Source organism: Bernardetia sp. Wsw4-3y2 (assembly GCF_037126295.1).
Taxonomy (GTDB): Bacteria; Bacteroidota; Bacteroidia; order Cytophagales; family Bernardetiaceae; genus Bernardetia.
This window is the reverse complement of the sequence record NZ_CP147017.1, coordinates 3,312,023-3,329,276: the sequence shown is the minus strand read 5'-3', so window position 1 is coordinate 3,329,276 and position 17,254 is coordinate 3,312,023. Positions and strand designations below refer to the sequence as shown.

Here is a 17,254-nt window from a genome sequence, read left to right as displayed (position 1 = left end):
CCATTTCAAAAATGAAATTTATATACAAACTTTTGCTTCTTTTGCTTTTTGGTATTAGTATTTTTGCTTGTAGCTATAATCGTTTTGAGAAGTCTGTAATAAAAGGTATAAATTTGTATTCTACTTTGGAGGAAAATGAAAGGTTTATAAAAGAAATATTTTACAATTATAATCCAAAAAACTTGGAAAAGGAATTATCTATTACTGATACTACAATACTGAGTAAAATAGAAATTAACCCTATCAATGATGGTAAAAGTGTGAGTTTAGAGATTACGTTTCATAACGAAGCTATTCAATATAAAGAAAAGACAAAAGAGTATTTGACCAAATTGGTAAATGCAAAAATTGAGCAGTACAAGTACAATGCTTACTTTTTAGATCAAGCAGAACAAAGATCAGAGTTTGTTTTTAAAATGATTAATCAAGGACGATATGATGTAATCTGGAATGAAATGTCATCCAAACATCTTCGTTGGAGAAATACAGAGCAAGAGTTTTATAATGGATTAGATGATATTAAATCCAATATGAATTTATCTTTGAAAAGAAAATTGACTGAAAGAGTAATTTTGGATAAAGTAGAAGGAATTGAAAATACTCTTGTAAGTCTACATTATTTATATGAAGATGGAAGCTATTTGGAAATGATTTTAGAAGACGCAGCAGACAATATTAAATTGGTTGCTTTGGGTGGAAACTCTAAAAACAAGTGATTTTAGAAGTATATTATAAAATTCAAAAATAAAAAAAATGAAAAAATCAATCACACTATTTCTTCTTTCTATATTTATTCTAGCTTCTTGCGCCCCAAAATATGAGGTAGAAGTTCAGACAGAAAGAAACAAAAAAAACAAGCAATTTAAGGAAGGTGCTGGTTCGCCTATTCCTTACGATGACAGAAAGACTTTTGAAGGATTGGATTATTATCCGATAGATTCTTCTTACTATGCTGTTGCTATGCTGACACTTACACAAGATGTAAAAGAGGTAAAACTCAAAACTTCACAAGGTAAAGACCGAAGATTTAAAATGTATGCAAAGGCTGATTTTAAGCTAAAAGGCAAACCTCTATCTTTGAATATTTATAAAGCAATTGAAGATGGCGATGGCTTTTCTGTTTTATTTACAGACCAAACAAGTGGTAAAACTACATACGAAGTTGGGCGTTATATCGAACCTGAAATAAATGGACTTAGAGCCATTTTAGACTTTAATCGTGCTTATAATCCATATTGTATTTACGATAAAAAGTATGATTGTCCAATTCCACCAGAAGGAAGTCATTTGGATATTGAGGTATTAGCAGGAGAGAAAATTTACAAAAAATAAAAAACACATTAAAAATCAGCTTAGCTTTTACATAAAATTGTACAGTTTTAAGAAAGAATTACTTTTTTCTTACAATAATAATTAAGACTTTTGTAGCAGCTAGTAAGAAGTAATGAAATTATTTTGTAAATTAGCTAGACAGATATAATTAATTATCAGAAATAGATAAAGTGGTGGTGAGATATTGATTTATTCTAATTTATTAGAAAGTTCTATCAAAATGCTCAAAAAACACTATTCTTTATGAAAATTATGTAACCTAACTTATATAAATTCAGTTCTAATAATTAAATACAAATTCAATCAGAATAGAAAACTATTCAATACTCTGTATTTTTACCCTTTTATAAAAACACCCTAAAATTCCGAATGGCAAAACTCTAACTAATTATTTTTATGAAATCAAATCCGTTTTTATCTTTTTCTAAAAAACCACCTCAACAGTCTAACTCATCTACTAAATTATCTTTTGTAATATTTGCAAAATCTATTTTGGTAGCTCTAGTATTTTTTATGACTGTTTCGTTTTCGTATGCTCAAAATCTTCAAACTATTGCTTCTACTACACATGAAGCTGATAGAATTGAAATTTCAGAAGCCTATCCTAATCCAGCAACACATTATATTCAGTTTGATTATCGTCTTACTGATAGAATGTCAGAAGGAAAAATTACAGTTTTTAATCTTTTAGGAAGTGTAGTTGGAGAGCATATTTTGAATAAATATGATAACCGTCTTCAGATTCCTGTGGATAACCTAAAGGCAGGTATTTATTTTTATACGATTTCAGTAAATAATAAAAGCCTAATAACTAAGAAATTTGTAGTAAAACATTAATTTATGATACAATTATCTTACTGTTAAAAACACTTTTGCAATTTTGTAAAAGTGTTTTTTTTATGCTTTAAATTAGCTTCTTTGATTTTTAGTTCGGAATTCTCATAAAATAATCGTTTTTTTGTACCCACTTTCAAAATTTATCTTCGTGTTATGAAAACACTTTGCTTAGAGCATCGTTTGTAGTGCTTTAATTGTGTGTGATTTACTTATCTTTAGTCTTTGTTATGAATTCTGTTTCTCCTCAAAAAATTCCTTTTTATCAAGTTGATGCTTTTGCTCCAAAATCTTTTAGTGGCAATCCTGCTGCTGTTTTTTTATGTGATGAAGCCTTAACAGATGAGCAGTACTTGAACATTGCTAGAGAAATGTATCTTCCAGAAACTACTTTTTTGCGTCCTTTATTTGATGATTCGTCTGAAAAAATAACTACAAACGAAGGTAAAAACTGGAAAACAGCGACACTTTTTGAGGTTCGTTGGTTTATGATAAATGAAGAAACAAATCTTTGTGGACATGCCACCCTTGCAGCAGCACACGTAATTTTTGAAGAAATACAAAGTATTCACACAGAAGTAAGTTTTCGTACAAGAAGTGGGGATTTGCTTATCAAAAAAGAGAATTTTGAAGGCAAAGAAAATTATATCAAAATGCAATTTCCAGTAGAAGAGAAATTTGAGGAAAAAACACCTGATACTGATTTATTAAAGTATTTAGGAATTGAAAATCAAAAAATCAATTCTTGTATTTATTTTCCTATCAAACAAACCTTAATTTTAGAGTTTGAAAATAAAATCGAATTGGAAAATCTACAACCAAATTTTGAAAAATTAGTAAAAAATAAATATGAAATTCCTATCAAAAAAGTAGGAGTTACTACAAAAGGAGATTCCAAATATGATTTTATTTCTCGTTTGTTTTGTCCTTGGATTGGAATAGATGAAGATGCACTCTCAGCAGTTTCACACGGACTTTTTGCAAAATACTGGCAATCTAAATTAAATAAAACTTCTTTCTTTGCATATCAAGCCTCAAAAAGAGGTGGAGAAATTCATTTGGAATTATTAAAAGATAATCAAGTCTTGTTAATTGGAAAAGGAATTACTACTTTAGAAGGAAACGGAAGAATATAAATTTAGAAGTTAGATTTATGAATTTAGAATGGAATAAAAATAACTCTTTTCTTGTATCGCAAAATCAAATTCTCTAAATCTAACTTTTATACTTATTATTACTACTGAATTCCTTATTTCATTTTTACTTCTAACTTCTAAAATCTGACTTCTAAATTTATTCATGCACATCGAACCTACCATACATCATTTAGACCACCCTGTTGAGGGAGGTTGGATAGAAGTCGTCTGTGGCTCTATGTTTTCTGGAAAGACAGAAGAACTTATCCGTCGCCTTACTCGTGCCAAAATTGCACGTCAGTCAGTTCAGATTTTCAAACCTGCAATTGATACTCGTTATGATGACCAAAAAGTTGTTTCTCATAATCAAAATGAAATTGATTCGATAGCCGTCAAAAAGGCTACAGATATTCTGACTATTTTAGAAGAGAAAAAATGTCAAGTTATCGGTATTGATGAAGCTCAATTTTTTGATAAAGAATTAGTAAATGTTTGTCAAATCTTAGCTAATCAAGGAAAACGAATTGTAATAGCTGGTTTGGATATGGACTTTGCAGGCAAACCTTTCGGAATTATGCCTCAGCTTTTATCTATGGCAGAATATGTGACTAAAGTTCACGCTATTTGTATGTGTTGTGGCAAAGTGGCTGCGTATTCTTTCCGTCTTACTCCGTCTAAACAAAAGATTTTATTGGGTGAAAAAACAGAGTACGAAGCTCGTTGTAGAAAATGTTTTGTAAAAGGAAATCTCAATCAAGAAACAGATTGTGAAAAGATATTGAAAAATGAGGTCTGATGCTAGTAAAAAACTATCTATTTCGTTTAGCTAATTCATCAATTGCTTGTAATTCTATCAAAATGACTTCTTTTTTTAGTGCGCTAAGAAAAGCAAAGGCTGCCTCTGGAAAAGTTTTTTGGAAGTGTGCTTCCACTAGGTCTTCGTTTTGATGATGTAATAGTTCTACATCATTTTGAGAAACAAAAGGAGAGTTAAAATTCCATTTGTTATCAATTTTATTCATTTCAGTTACATATTCTGTCAATTTTTTTTCTAATTTATAGCCCCTTCCTTTTTTATCTTTTCCTATAAAAAATAAAGTTGTAGCCTCTTTATACGTTTTATCGGCAGGAATATTATCTAAAAAATGATTGAGGTCGTCATAAGTTTGGTCTATGTGTTGCAAAATAGTTTCGGTACGCTGACGAAGCAAGTTTCCTTTTCTTTTCATAGTAGAGTCTCCTTCTAAAGCTCGGTAGTGTATGTCATATAAAGCCTCTAAACTATCAGCAGCTTCTCTATTTTGTTTCTCTAATTTTTCAAAATGCAGAGCAGGCGAAAAATCAGACATTTCTGTTTCTTCATTTTTATTTGCTTGATTTTCTGAGCTACAAGCAAGACAAAACAAACTCAATATTCCTATTTTAGAATAAAAAAAGAATTGAAAACTAAAAGAAGATAAAATTTTCATACTGAATAATGAGTTTGTTTTCTTTTACAAAATTTACAAGGAATTGAAATTCATTAACAATTCATAATTTACCATTAATTAATAAATACAAAATTACTCATTGCTAATTAAACGACTTTCTGGGTGTGGTAGTTGCCAACGCTTTTTGAGTTCTTCAGGCAAAGCTGCAATTTTTCTATTTTTATAATCAAAAAGAACCATTCCTGTCTTTACTTTCAAAATTTCTCTTCTTGATTCTTGGTCAATAAACTTATAATATAAATCAAAACCTGAAGAAGAAAGTCCTCCCACAGTTACATAAACTTCAAAAATATTTCCATAAAATCCTTCACCCTTAAACTGCATGGCTACATCTGCCATAATGCCCCCTAAACCCATAATATCAAGCTCACTTTTAAAGCCTTCACTCATAAAAAATTGAACTCTAGCTTCGTGTACAAGACTAAGCATAGCATCATTTCCGATGTGACCACCATAATTTAGGTCTGTAATTCGAACAGGAATTTCTGTCTTAAATAAAAACTGATCTGGTAACTCTACTTTTACTCTATTCATTATCTGTATAGTTTTGAGGTTAAAAAATGGTTTGACAATCTAAACAAATTTAAACAAAAAAGTTCTATATTTATAAATACAATGTAAAACAGGGAAGTAAATACACTGTTCAATAAATTGTCTTGTGTTTTGGATTATTTTATTCCTATCAGACACTTTCAGATAAAATTAACTGTACGACTTCGTTAATATCCTCATCAAGAATAAATAGAAAAGTAACATAGCTTTTATTGGTATTTTAGCATAGCGACACCAACAAACCTACTTATGAAATCTATTCTTAAACAGCGTTGTTGATTTTGTGTAGATTTTATAAAAAAAATCATTTGAAATTAGCTGTTTTTAACTTTATTCACAGATTATTTAGACTTGATGTACATTATACAAGACAGATTATGCAAACTAAAGAATTAGTTCTAAATATATTTTACTAAAAGAAGACTAATTAATTCTTGCATTTTAATAAAAAAATCATCAAATTGATACATTGATTAAATCCCTTACTAGAAATAATCAGAAATCAATTAAAATTGAATCCAAACTTCCCCTTTACATTCTTATAAAACTCAAATGAGAGTAGCATTTTATTATATAAAAACAAAAAGTAATGTTATTTATTCCCCTATAAATAATTGCTTGTCTTTGTTTTTTATAAATGTTTTTATATTTATTTCTTTGTCAGTTATTGCACAAGTAGATGAGACTTCTCCTTTTTATCAATTAGAAAAAGGAAATTATAATCAGGCTATTCGACACGCAAAAGCTGCACTAGAAGGCAGTAATAATGCACTTCAACGTGGGCAACTTCTTACCGTTATTTCTCAGGCATATCGTTATCAAGACGATTATTCTACAGCTCTTAATTATGCTGTTCAGGCAAATACACAATTTGATAGAGTCGAAAAGGAAAAAGAAAAAGCTGTTTTAGGTAAAGCTGAAATTTTTACAGAAATAGGACTTTTGTATCAAAACTGGCTTTCTTATGATAAGGCAATAGAAAATTTTGAGAAAGCAAAACAGCTTTATAAAGCCAACCAAAATCAAAAAGAAATAATAGAATTAAACAGAAAAATAGCTCATAATCAGTTTTTAAATGGAGAGTATGAAGAGTCTGAAAAAAACTATATAAAATTACTAGAAGAAGATAAAAAGACAGGAGACAAAGGGCTGATTTCTTTTTCGCTAGGAAAGCTGGCAATTGTAAGCAGAATTAATAATCCTGAAAATTCCCTAAAATACTCCATTGAAAAGTATAATTTAGAAGTAGAGAAAAACAATAACTTAGAGCAGGTCGCTTTTGCAGCAAATAGTATTGGTTATTTATACAGACAGTTAGGACAAGAAAAAGAAGCTGTTTCTTATTTTGAAAAAGCACTTGAAGCTTTAAATAAAATTGATAGAAAAGACGAAATTGTACTCAATAATTTGGGGGTGACTTATACAGCTCTAAAAAAATATCCTGCTGCACAAGAACAATATCAAGAGGCTTTAAAAATAAATCAAGAAAAAAATAACATTGCAGCTATTGCAGATTCATATAACTATTTAGGTGCAAATGAATATCTAGCAGCACATGCACAAGAAGCTAGAGTATATGTAGGAAAAGCAATTACGATTGCTGAAAAAAATAATCAACAACAGGCTTTGGCAGATTCATATTTGCTTTTATCTAAAATATGGGAATACGAAGGCGATTTTAGACAGTCTCAAGAAGCATTTAAGAAATATACAGATATAAAAAATAAGTTAGAAAAAGAAGCTTCCAAACAAAAAGAAGAGCTACAAAGACAACGTACAGAAGCTGAAAGACAAGAAAGTCAGCTCGTACAGTATGAAAATGAGAGAGAACAAGAACGTTTGAGATTGGAAAAAGTGAAAAGTGAAGCTGAAAAACAAGCAAAAGAAAATGAGCTTTTAAAAAGTGAAAATGAACTTCGCCAAAGTGAAACAAAAAATGCAGTTTTAAAAAATCAACAAACTCAACAAGCTCTTTTACTTGCCAAAAGTGAGCTTGATGCAGCCAAAAGAAAAGAAGATATTCAGCTCTTAGAGATAGAGAGACAAAAAAATAATGCAAAACTAAGAGAACAAGCTCTTGAAGCCGAACAACAGAAAAAAGAAAAAGAAATTCTTGAACAACAAAACAAACTTCAAGAACTGGAAACAGAAAAGGAACGCTTAGAAGCATCAAAACAAAAATCTTCTAAATATATTGCTTATTTAATTGCTGTAGCTGCAATTATTCTTTTTGCTTTTGCTTTAATAGCCTTTATTCAAAATAAAAAGAAAAACAAAAAAATTGAAGCTCAAAACAAACTTTTAGAAAACCAAAAACAGGAAATAACACAGAAACATGAAGAACTTCAAGCATCAGAAGAAGAACTGAGACAAAATTCGGAAGAACTTCAGACTACAAATGAACAACTTACTTTAGTCAAGATGAGTATTGAAGAAAAAAATCTTGCTTTAGGAGCTTCTTTAGTAGAATTAGAAAATCAGAAAGAAATTATTGAGAAAAAAAATCAAGATATTACTTCTAGTATCAATTATGCCAAAAGAATTCAGACAGCAATGTTACCTGATTTGGCTAAAGTAAAAAAAGCGTTGCCCGAATCATTTATCTTTTTTCAGCCTAGAGATATTGTAAGTGGAGATTTTTATTGGTTTAGTCAAGTGTCCGAACAAAAATGTGTGATTGCAGCCTGTGATTGTACAGGACATGGCGTTCCAGGAGCATTTATGTCCTTGATTGGAAATGATGTTTTGAATGAAACTGTCAATGCTAGAAATATACATGAAGCAGACCAAATCCTTCATGATTTACATTCTGGAGTTGTAAATGCACTCAACCAACGTGCTACTGATAACAGAGATGGAATGGACATGACTCTTTGTGTTATTGATAAAGAAAACAAACAAGTCCATTTTGCAGGTGCAAAAAATGAAGTGGTTTATATTCAGAATGGAAATGTAGAACAACTTAAAGGAGATAAAATGCCGATTGGTGGAGAAAGACTTGATATAGAACGCTTTTTTCACAAACAGACTGTTGATATAACAACTCCCACTATATTTTATATGTTTTCTGATGGTTTTCAAGATCAATTTGGAGGCGACAGAGGACGAAAATATATGAAAAAACGATTTAGAGAATTTTTAGTCGAAATCTGTAATCAACCTTTTGCAGAACAAGAACAGATTTTAAAACTAGAGTTTCAGTCGTGGTTAGCAGGAGAGTATCAACAAATAGATGATGTACTCGTAATTGGCTTTAAGGTAAGTTGATTTATTACATCAAAGTAAATCACAATTATTTTTTTCATAAATTTATAGCATCAAAAAAAATATAAGAAGCGAACAAAAACTTGTTCGCTTTCTCTTTTTGCTTAGCAATCAAAAATATAATTAATACAATGAAACATTTTTTTTCTTCTGCTTTTTGGTTTGTCATTCTTCTTCTTGCTTTTACAAGTTGCCGTTCTTCTCAGCCTAATTCTTCAGACTCAGAAGAAATAGTCAAACTAACTTTTCTTCACATCAATGATGTGTATGAAATTGGAGGAGTGAGTGGTGGAAAATATGGAAACTTAGCACGAGTAGCACAGCTCAAAAAAGAATTATTAGAAGAAAATCCGAATACATATCTTGTTTTATCTGGTGATTTTCTCAATCCTTCTGTGCTAGGAACATTAAAAATAGATGGAAAACGTATCTCTGGAGCGCAAATGGTCGATGTTATGAATGCTGCAAAAGTAGATTTTGTAACCTTTGGAAATCATGAATTTGACTTAAAAGAAGATGAAGTTTTGGAAAGAATTAATGAGTCTGATTTTGAATGGATTGCTTCAAATACATTCTATTATGCTAATGAAAAAATTCAACCCTTTACTAGAGATGGAAACAAACTTCCTATTTATCTAACCATAGAACCACAAAACTCGGCAGGAGAAAGTATAAAAGTTGGTATTTTGGGAATTACTACAAAATATAATCAACCTGAATTTGTCAGATATACAGATGAGTATGAAACTGCTAAAAATGTGCAGCAAGAAATAGAATCAAAAACAGATTTTACAGTTGCGCTGACACATCTTTTAGAAAGTGAAGATGAAAAACTAGCAGGCATTGTTCCTGAGCTTAAACTTCTGATGGGAGGACACGACCATGAAAATATGAAGTTTACCTATGGACAAACAATTATGGCAAAAGCTGATGCAAATGCAAGAACAGCCTATATCCATAGACTAACTTACAACAAAAAAACAAAGGGGTTACAAATAGATTCAGAACTTAAATCAATAGACAATTCTATTGGTTATGAACCTGTTACTAAGGTAGCTATTGAAAAATGGGATAATATTGCTGATTCTGCTTTTGAAGCACAAGGATTCGATCCAAACCGAGAAATTTATAAGTTAAAAGAAGCATTAGAAGCACGAGAAGCACTCATAAGAACAACACAAACAAATGCAGGAACTCTAATTGTTGATGCAATGGCAGATGTTTTTCCAGAAGCAGAGTTAGCTGTTTTAGGGAGTGGGTCGGTACGCTTAGATGATCAACTTTCAGGAGTTGTTACCGAATATGATATTTTGAGAATGTTACCTTTTGGTGGTAAAATATATCAATTCAATACTTCTGGAGAAGTTCTGATACAATTTTTAGATGCAGGAATAAAAAATAAAGGAAGTGGAGGATACCTACAATATCAAGAAAAATTGAAATTTGATGCACAAAAAGGTTGGCTATTAAACGGAAAAACAATAGAAAAAGAAAAACAATATACACTTGTTACAAATGATTATAACCTGACAGGAAAGGAAAATAATATGGAATTTATGAATGCTGAAACAAATCCAGAAATTAAAAATGTGATTTCTTCAGATGATATAGAAAGTCCTCAATCAGATATTAGAAAGGCAGTAATTGTATATTTAGAAAAATTATAAAATGTAGCACACTCTTTAGAGTGTGATTGTATAAATACACCAAAAATTTTAAGGTGTAAAGAATAAACAGCCATGCAATCAGAACAAACGCCAAAAGTTCAGAATACTTTAAAGGCACTAGAAGAAAAAGCAACCAAGATTGTTTTTGTAATTAATCCTGTTTCAGGAACAGAAAGAAAAGAACATATAGTTACCCTTATCCATGAAACGCTGAAACTTTCAGGGATTCATTACGATATTGTGTATACTACTTTTGCAGGACATGCTACTCAGCTTACTCAGCAAGCCATCGAACAAAAGTATGATGTTGTGGTGGCTGTTGGTGGCGATGGAACAATTAATGAAGTTGCGCAAGCTCTTATCAAAACAAAGACAGCTTTAGCCATTATTCCACAAGGTTCGGGCAATGGTTTGGCACGTCATCTAGGAATTCCTCTTGGAACAGAAGATGCCATAAAAAGACTATTAGAACCTAAAAAGATGTTGATTGATGCAGCTACTGCCAATGGAAATCATTTTTTTTGTACGTCTGGAATAGGCTTTGATGCCCATGTGAGTGCTTCTTTTGCTGCCCGTACTTTTCGTGGTTTGGGTGGATATGCTTATTTTACAATCAAAGAATTATTTTCTTACAAACCTCTCACTTATACACTTGAGTTTGATGGACAGCAACTAAAAAGAGAAGCATTTTTGGTAGCTTTTGCAAATGCAACTCAATATGGAAATAATGCTTATATCGCACCACAAGCAGATATACAAGATGGAAAGTTAGATATTTGTATCATTAAACCCTTTTCAAAACTACAACTACCAAAACTAGTTTGGCAATTATTTAAAAGAACTCTTCCCCAAAATCAGTATGTAGAAACATATAAAGCTGATGCAATAAAAATCACTTTTGATACTGCTATTCCTGCACACATAGATGGAGAATCAAGAGGATTAGGAACAAGTATAGAATACAAATCTATATCAAAGGCTTTACATGTTTGGGTGTAGACTTGTTTTTGATTGTCTGACTGGTAAAATCAGTATCATAATAAAAAAGCCATGCCTTCATTACGAAGAAATGACTTTTACTGGCGCAAGATTCTATATTGTGTCTATCTATGAAAAAACATAATTTTCAAAACCTTTTTTACTTTGTAAATCAAAATATTACTCTTTCCAAATAATATTTCCATCTAAACTAAGATAAGTAATTTTTCCTGCTCTTTCTAAGCGAATAACATAACCTTGTACGTATTGACGAGCATCAAAAGAAGGTTTCAAAATCCACTTTCCATCTAAATTTGCATAACCATAAACACCACTTGTAATTAAAAGGGTAGAAGTTGGCAAAACAGAAACGACTTCATAACGTGTAGGTGAAACAAAATTTCCACTTTCATTAATCATCAACCAGTAGCCATCATCAACTTTCTCAAAACCCAAATCGACAATTGTTTCTCCATATTTAGTCTTGATTTTTCTATTTTTTTTGAATTTGAGTTGATAATTTCGCATTGCTGTTGCTGAAAAATTCAAACGAACAGTATCAGGACTTTCAGTAGAGCGTCGTAACAGTTGGTATTTTTCACCTGTTTTGACAAAAGCAATTCCGTTTCTAAATTGTGTTAAGCTATCAAAATATGAGGGATAAAGGGCTGTTCCATCTTTTTTAATATGAATAAAGCCTCTTTCAGTTTCTAGTCCAATTACTCCATTTTCAAAATTGCCTATTGGATTTACATTTTGATAAGACAGTCTCTTAATTCTTTTTCCTGTTTTGTCTATCAAAAAATTCTCTCCAATTGCCATTCCTTCACCAAAATTACTTCCAGAAGTGTAAGCTGATTTAATGACAACTTCGCCTTTTTCATTGATATACGACCATTTTGTACCAGCTCTTGACAAATCTACTTTTGCCATATTATCTGAAAATGGAAAGGCTTTGTAATAAGCAAAATCGATTACTTTTTTACCGTTTTCATCCAAATAACCAAAAAGCTGTTTATCTCTTGATTTGTTGTTTTGCTGAACAGCTATTTTTCCTTCTGACAAAATTCCAATTTCTAAATATTCAGGTTTTAAAACAACGTTTCCTTGATTATCAATGATTCCATAAAGTAGTTGCTTCGGATTTTTTGGGTCTTTAATTCCTACTTTTGCCCAAGAAGTTTTGCCTACTTTTCCAAACTCTTCTATAAAATCATAAGAAGGATTTACTAAAAACGTTTCTGAATTTATATCTGTTTTGATTCCAAATTTCCCTCCTTGTTCTACAATAATTAAATTTTGGTTTGGATTTTCTTCAAGAAAATCTCCTTTTTCATCTAAATAAGAAACAACAGCAGAATCCAAAAATACTTCAATCAAAGCCTGTTTCGTATTTGGCTTCTGTAAATATTTTACTGACGAATAACGAATCGGAATAACTGTTTTGCCAAAAGGATTGATTACGCCCCAGTTGTTGTTTTGTTTGACAAAAGAAAGTGTATCATTTCTCTCGTCCATTCCTATAAAATCGTATTCGAAGGGAATGATTGTATTATTGTGTCTATCTATTGTTCCATACTTTTTGTTTTGTTTTTGGGCAACTGTTACGGCATCTTTGACATCATAAATTCCATAAAAACCAGCTACTTTTGAAAATTCTAAAGGCAAGATTTGTTTTCCTTCGTGATTGATATAACCAATTAGATTATTCTTTTTCACTTCTGAAATTCCTTTTTTAGCAAAATAAATTTCCGAAAAATTGCTTTCAATCGCATCATATAAAGGCTCAACAATTATTTTTCCTGTTTTATCAGCATAACCTACTTTATTATTCTCTTCTATTAAAACAAGTTCTTGCCCTGCCTCAAAAATATCATCTTCAATAAAACTATAGTTGAGTTCTAAAACCCAATCTCCATTAGTTTTGATGATTCCATTTTTTTTATAAAAAGCATTTTTTGTTCCGTATCCATCTTCTTCAATATAGCGTTCCGAACTCACTTTTGCCATTCCATTTCTGATTTCATTGATAAAATCAGCTTTGATAGAAGGTTCTAAAATGATTTTGGGAACATTGTTTTGATTCGATAAAAATCCCCACAAATTATTTTTTCTAATAATGGCTACATTTTCAGAAAACGTACTGATATATTGATACTCAAAAGGCAAAATAGGTTTGTTTTGCGTGTCTATAATTCCCCATTTTCCGTCTTTTCTAGCTCTGATAACTCCATTTTCTATACTTAATCTTTCATATTGAGGTTCTATGATTATTTTGCCTTTATTAGTGGTTACACCTACTTTTTGACCTTTTACAACTAAAGCCATATTGTTTTCAAAACTACCAATGTATTCATATTCTAGTGGCAAAATGACTTTTCCTGTGTTATCAATTATTCCAAAACTTTGCCCTAACTGAACCTTTGCCACTCCATTTTCGAAAGGCATAATCATTGAATAGGTTGGAGGCAAAATTACCTGTCCTTTTTCGTCCATCAGTCCATATTTTCCACCTGCTTTTATTGGCAATCGTTTTTCAGAAAAATAGGTCATTGAATCGATTGTAGCTCCTGCAATTTGAGTAACTAATAGTCCTGCTTTTGTCAGAATGGCATTTTCTTTTGTGCTATCTGCATAAGCTCGTGCTACATCTGCTGTTCTGAAATCTTCTAACTCAGCATAAAAAAGTTTGTTTTGGCTAATGAGTTTGCCATTTTTGTGGTCAATCAGCGCAGCAGCCGAAAGACTTCCATTTACATTATTTCTACCTAGTGTAAAACCTGCAATTGGCTCTACTGAAATTACATCAAAACCTTCTTTAAAAGCTGGTTCACGTTGTTTATTTAATAAATGCCATTTTTTGGTATTTGGATTCTGAAACCAACGGTAATCTGTCGAAAGGCGATTGGCTAGTTGTGCCGTAAAAACTTCTGGTTTATCTAATTTTGAATAATTGGAAGGCAAAGTTTGGAAAGAAGGAAAAACGGTTTCTTTCTTTTTATTGTTTGATTTATCAAATTCTAAGACAGTAATTTTTTCATTTTGATAAGCAAAAACAATCGTTTCATTTTTCTTAGGAGTAAAAATATCAATTCCTGTATAAATTGGATTCAAGATTAGCTTTCCACTTTTATCAATAATTCCGTCGCCTTGTGGTGTAGTTACTTTTGTGAAAGGAGAATATTCTGTAAAATCATAAACAAGGTCAAAATTTTGACTAAGAATTTTCTTTCCATTTGTATCTAAAATTGACCATTTATTAAGTTCGTTCTTTCCTACAAAAAGAACATTTTGAAGGTTATAAATTTGAGAATAGATGGGCTGTAAAATAAACTTTGCGTCTTTCTCCATTACGCCACAAGCTCCATTTTTACAGGCTATAATTCGTATTTCTTTTTCATTATTTTTATCTGTATTGTCAATTTCTACCACTTCAAAAAATGAATATTCGGCTGTCGTAATTTCTTTTTTTGCCTTCAAATCGTACAAAGACCATTCTGCTGTCGGAGATTTCAATGCCAAATAATCCATTGAAAGCGCAACAATAGAAGCATATTTTGGCTCAATAACTACGTGTCCATTTTCATCTGCAACTCCCAACGGACGACCAGCACCAAAACTAGTATAACCATTTGGCAGTAGTGTAATGTTGTAAAGTGATTTTTGAGCTAGAGTTTCATTTTTTAGATTGGGCAAATACTCCTCTTTTCCTTTTTTGGCAAGAATGACATTACTCTGAACTTTGATAGTTGGACTATTTAAAAAATAAGCTGTATCAATACTTTCAATCAACACTTTTGCATTCGGATTTATTAAATCATATTTCTTTGTTTCGTTCTTATACCCTAAAGCATAAGAATTTCTCATTTTATGGATTCTATCAAAATTACTTTCTGTTTTTTCACCCTTTTTACTCAAAAAAACATATTTATTTTCTTGATTTTTATAGGCAATCAGTAGAGAATCGATTACTTTTATTTCAGTAGCATTTTCTGTAAAAGATAACAGAGGTTTTCCATTTTGGTCGGCTGCAATCCATTTACTTTCTGTTCCATTATCTTTTTTAAGAAGTAAATAATTAAACTCTGCTACTTCTACAAAATCGTACTCAATGGGAACAATCGTTTTTGAATTTTGGTCAATTACTCCCCACTTTCCATCTTTCCGAACAGGCAAACGAGTAGTTTCTGAATTATTATTTTGAGAAAAGGAGGGAATAGAAAAAGCAAATAAAAAAATAATCAGTAGTAGAAAACGCATATTTTGATAGAATTAAGTTGATAAATTTTCAGATGATTTATGGAAAGTGAACGAGTGAATATACAATAAATTGCCTGAAAACTCATCAGGGTTATAATTTTATTATCTTTGATAAGCAACATTTAACTAATAGAATTAAAACCTAAATCATTTAATTTTTAAGTAAAAAAACTAATTTTATATTTTTTTTCATACTTTGTTACTTTCAACTTATTACAAATAGGGTTGTGAAAATTTAATCTGTTTCTTGAAGATAATAAAGGTTTTACGTGGTTTGGCACAAAAGACGGACTTTGTAGGTATGATGGTCATGATTACAAAACATACACAATAAATGAAAAACAAACTCACTTACTCTATTCTAATCATATCAATTCATTAGCTTTATGTTAATGATTCATTGATTTATGTAGGTACAGAAGCAGGATTAAATCTACTTAATATTAATCAAAATACAATTCTGCCAATTAAACAGTTTAACAAACTACCTATCTCTCAAATATTTATCAATAGTAAAAAGAACATTTGAGTAATAAGTATGAAACAGATTTTTCATAAAAATGAAATCAGATAAAATATGAAGTTTATTTCTAGAGAATAATAGTAGTTTCAGTAACAAAAAACGGTTGAGTATTATAATACAAAAAGTAGATAATCAATCAAAAATTTTTGTTGTCTGACAATTTTTGTGGTGTAAATAACGTGAACTCGGTAGTAGAATTTATGTATTTATCAGTCTATGCTTAAGGTAAACGCACGAAAGATTTATGAGAAAATCAGTTTTTCTAAGTAGTCTTTATTTAAGCTTGCTTTAAATCTTCTTTTTTTTAGACTTAATTTTTCATCCGAACGCTTTACTTTATTTAAAGCTATTTTTCTTAAAATATTTAGATTCACTTGTGAATGAGCTGTTCTGCTTCTATTTTTATCTTCCTCAAAAGTCATATCTAAATGCCGATGAAGTTGATTCTCAATACCCCAATGTCCTCTAATAGCCGTATTAAAATAGTCAGCAGAAGCTAATTTACTGCTTACATAATACCTTGTATTACAAAATGTTATGTTATTTTCTATACGTTCATAATCTATTCTGATAATTGTTTTCAAATGTGTCCACTTTTCTATAAAGTGAGTCACTAAAAGTTCTTCTGCTTTCATTATTTTACATTTCCTTATTTCTATTCTACCATGCGTTGTTTCTCTTGTAGTATCTGTATTTTCTTCTTTTACTTGCGTCCAAATGAAAGCATCATTTACTTCTCCGAAAATTTTTTTTTGAGTTGAAAGTATCGTGAGAAGGAATACCGTTAGGAAGTTCTATAAATTGTAAGAGCCATTCAAAGCATTCTTTTCCCAAAGATTCCATATCTTCGAAGTCTTTACCATTAGATATCAAGGTGCAAAGAGCTATAAAAAGTATATCACAAAGTTTATGTAGAACTTTCCAAGGTTGTCTGAAATCTTTAATATCAGAAAACAAAAAATTAATAGAGTCTTGCATTAAATAGAAAATAAACCAATAAAGATAAGTTTTTTTCGTGCGTTTATCCTACATATTTTTTATAAAAATTTACTTTCATATTTTAAAAAGAAGTTTTTTTGTAACTAAAAAAAAAATGTTGATTTTATGTTGAATTGACGTTATAAAATTTCATAGCAAAATTATTTTTACTTAAATTATACATCATTGCTACTCAAGTTATTGAGCAGTTATTTTATTGAGCTTATCCATTTTATAAAA

The 17,254-nt window shown here is 30.5% G+C and carries 13 protein-coding genes; 8 read left to right on the top strand and 5 right to left on the bottom strand.

Annotated elements, in window-relative coordinates; translation table 11 throughout:
• Positions 1 to 11 precede the first annotated feature (11 nt).
• The 5 genes from V9L05_RS13485 to V9L05_RS13465 all read left to right on the top strand — a co-directional run bounded on the left by V9L05_RS13485 (position 12) and on the right by V9L05_RS13465 (position 4,098).
• Complete coding sequence (locus V9L05_RS13485; RefSeq protein ID WP_338812412.1) at positions 12 to 716, top strand: hypothetical protein; 705 nt, start codon at positions 12 to 14, stop codon at positions 714 to 716.
• 37 nt (positions 717 to 753) lie between these two features.
• Complete coding sequence (locus tag V9L05_RS13480) at positions 754 to 1,332, top strand: DUF1684 domain-containing protein (RefSeq protein ID WP_338812411.1); 579 nt, start codon at positions 754 to 756, stop codon at positions 1,330 to 1,332.
• A 396-nt stretch (positions 1,333 to 1,728) separates the two neighbouring features.
• Positions 1,729 to 2,169, top strand: coding sequence for a T9SS type A sorting domain-containing protein (locus tag V9L05_RS13475; RefSeq protein WP_338792731.1), 441 nt, complete (start codon positions 1,729 to 1,731; stop codon positions 2,167 to 2,169).
• Positions 2,170 to 2,396: 227 nt separating this feature from the next.
• On the top strand, positions 2,397 to 3,302 hold the full coding sequence (locus V9L05_RS13470; RefSeq protein WP_338812410.1) for a PhzF family phenazine biosynthesis isomerase: 906 nt from the start codon (positions 2,397 to 2,399) through the stop codon (positions 3,300 to 3,302).
• 163 nt (positions 3,303 to 3,465) lie between these two features.
• On the top strand, positions 3,466 to 4,098 hold the full coding sequence (locus V9L05_RS13465) for a thymidine kinase (RefSeq protein ID WP_338792733.1): 633 nt from the start codon (positions 3,466 to 3,468) through the stop codon (positions 4,096 to 4,098).
• A 13-nt stretch (positions 4,099 to 4,111) separates the two neighbouring features.
• On the opposite strand, the gene V9L05_RS13460 is transcribed toward V9L05_RS13465, so the two are convergent.
• A complete protein-coding gene (locus tag V9L05_RS13460; protein ID WP_338812407.1) occupies positions 4,112 to 4,771 on the bottom strand; it encodes a hypothetical protein in 660 nt (219 codons plus the stop codon).
• 93 nt (positions 4,772 to 4,864) lie between these two features.
• Positions 4,865 to 5,326, bottom strand: a complete 462-nt coding sequence (locus tag V9L05_RS13455) for a thioesterase family protein (RefSeq protein ID WP_338812406.1) — start codon at positions 5,324 to 5,326, stop codon at positions 4,865 to 4,867.
• 570 nt (positions 5,327 to 5,896) lie between these two features.
• Between V9L05_RS13455 and V9L05_RS13450 the strand changes: the two genes are divergently transcribed.
• From V9L05_RS13450 to V9L05_RS13440, 3 genes are all read left to right on the top strand, one after another.
• Positions 5,897 to 8,611: a tetratricopeptide repeat protein gene (locus tag V9L05_RS13450; RefSeq protein ID WP_338812405.1), complete on the top strand. Its 2,715-nt coding sequence runs from the start codon at positions 5,897 to 5,899 to the stop codon at positions 8,609 to 8,611.
• Between the two features lie 128 nt (positions 8,612 to 8,739).
• Positions 8,740 to 10,275: a bifunctional metallophosphatase/5'-nucleotidase gene (locus V9L05_RS13445; protein ID WP_338812404.1), complete on the top strand. Its 1,536-nt coding sequence runs from the start codon at positions 8,740 to 8,742 to the stop codon at positions 10,273 to 10,275.
• Positions 10,276 to 10,347: 72 nt separating this feature from the next.
• Positions 10,348 to 11,274, top strand: a complete 927-nt coding sequence (locus tag V9L05_RS13440; protein ID WP_338792738.1) for a diacylglycerol kinase family protein — start codon at positions 10,348 to 10,350, stop codon at positions 11,272 to 11,274.
• Positions 11,275 to 11,433: 159 nt separating this feature from the next.
• Here the strand turns inward: V9L05_RS13440 and V9L05_RS13435 are convergent, their stop codons facing one another.
• The 3 genes from V9L05_RS13435 to V9L05_RS13425 all read right to left on the bottom strand — a co-directional run bounded on the left by V9L05_RS13435 (position 11,434) and on the right by V9L05_RS13425 (position 17,014).
• Positions 11,434 to 15,513: a WG repeat-containing protein gene (locus V9L05_RS13435; RefSeq protein ID WP_338812403.1), complete on the bottom strand. Its 4,080-nt coding sequence runs from the start codon at positions 15,511 to 15,513 to the stop codon at positions 11,434 to 11,436.
• 765 nt (positions 15,514 to 16,278) lie between these two features.
• Positions 16,279 to 16,755, bottom strand: a complete 477-nt coding sequence (locus V9L05_RS13430) for an ISAs1 family transposase (RefSeq protein ID WP_338815423.1) — start codon at positions 16,753 to 16,755, stop codon at positions 16,279 to 16,281.
• 7 nt (positions 16,756 to 16,762) lie between these two features.
• Positions 16,763 to 17,014 carry a transposase family protein gene (locus tag V9L05_RS13425; protein ID WP_338812402.1) on the bottom strand — a complete coding sequence of 84 codons (252 nt, stop codon included), beginning with the start codon at positions 17,012 to 17,014 and terminating at the stop codon, positions 16,763 to 16,765.
• Positions 17,015 to 17,254 lie beyond the last annotated feature (240 nt).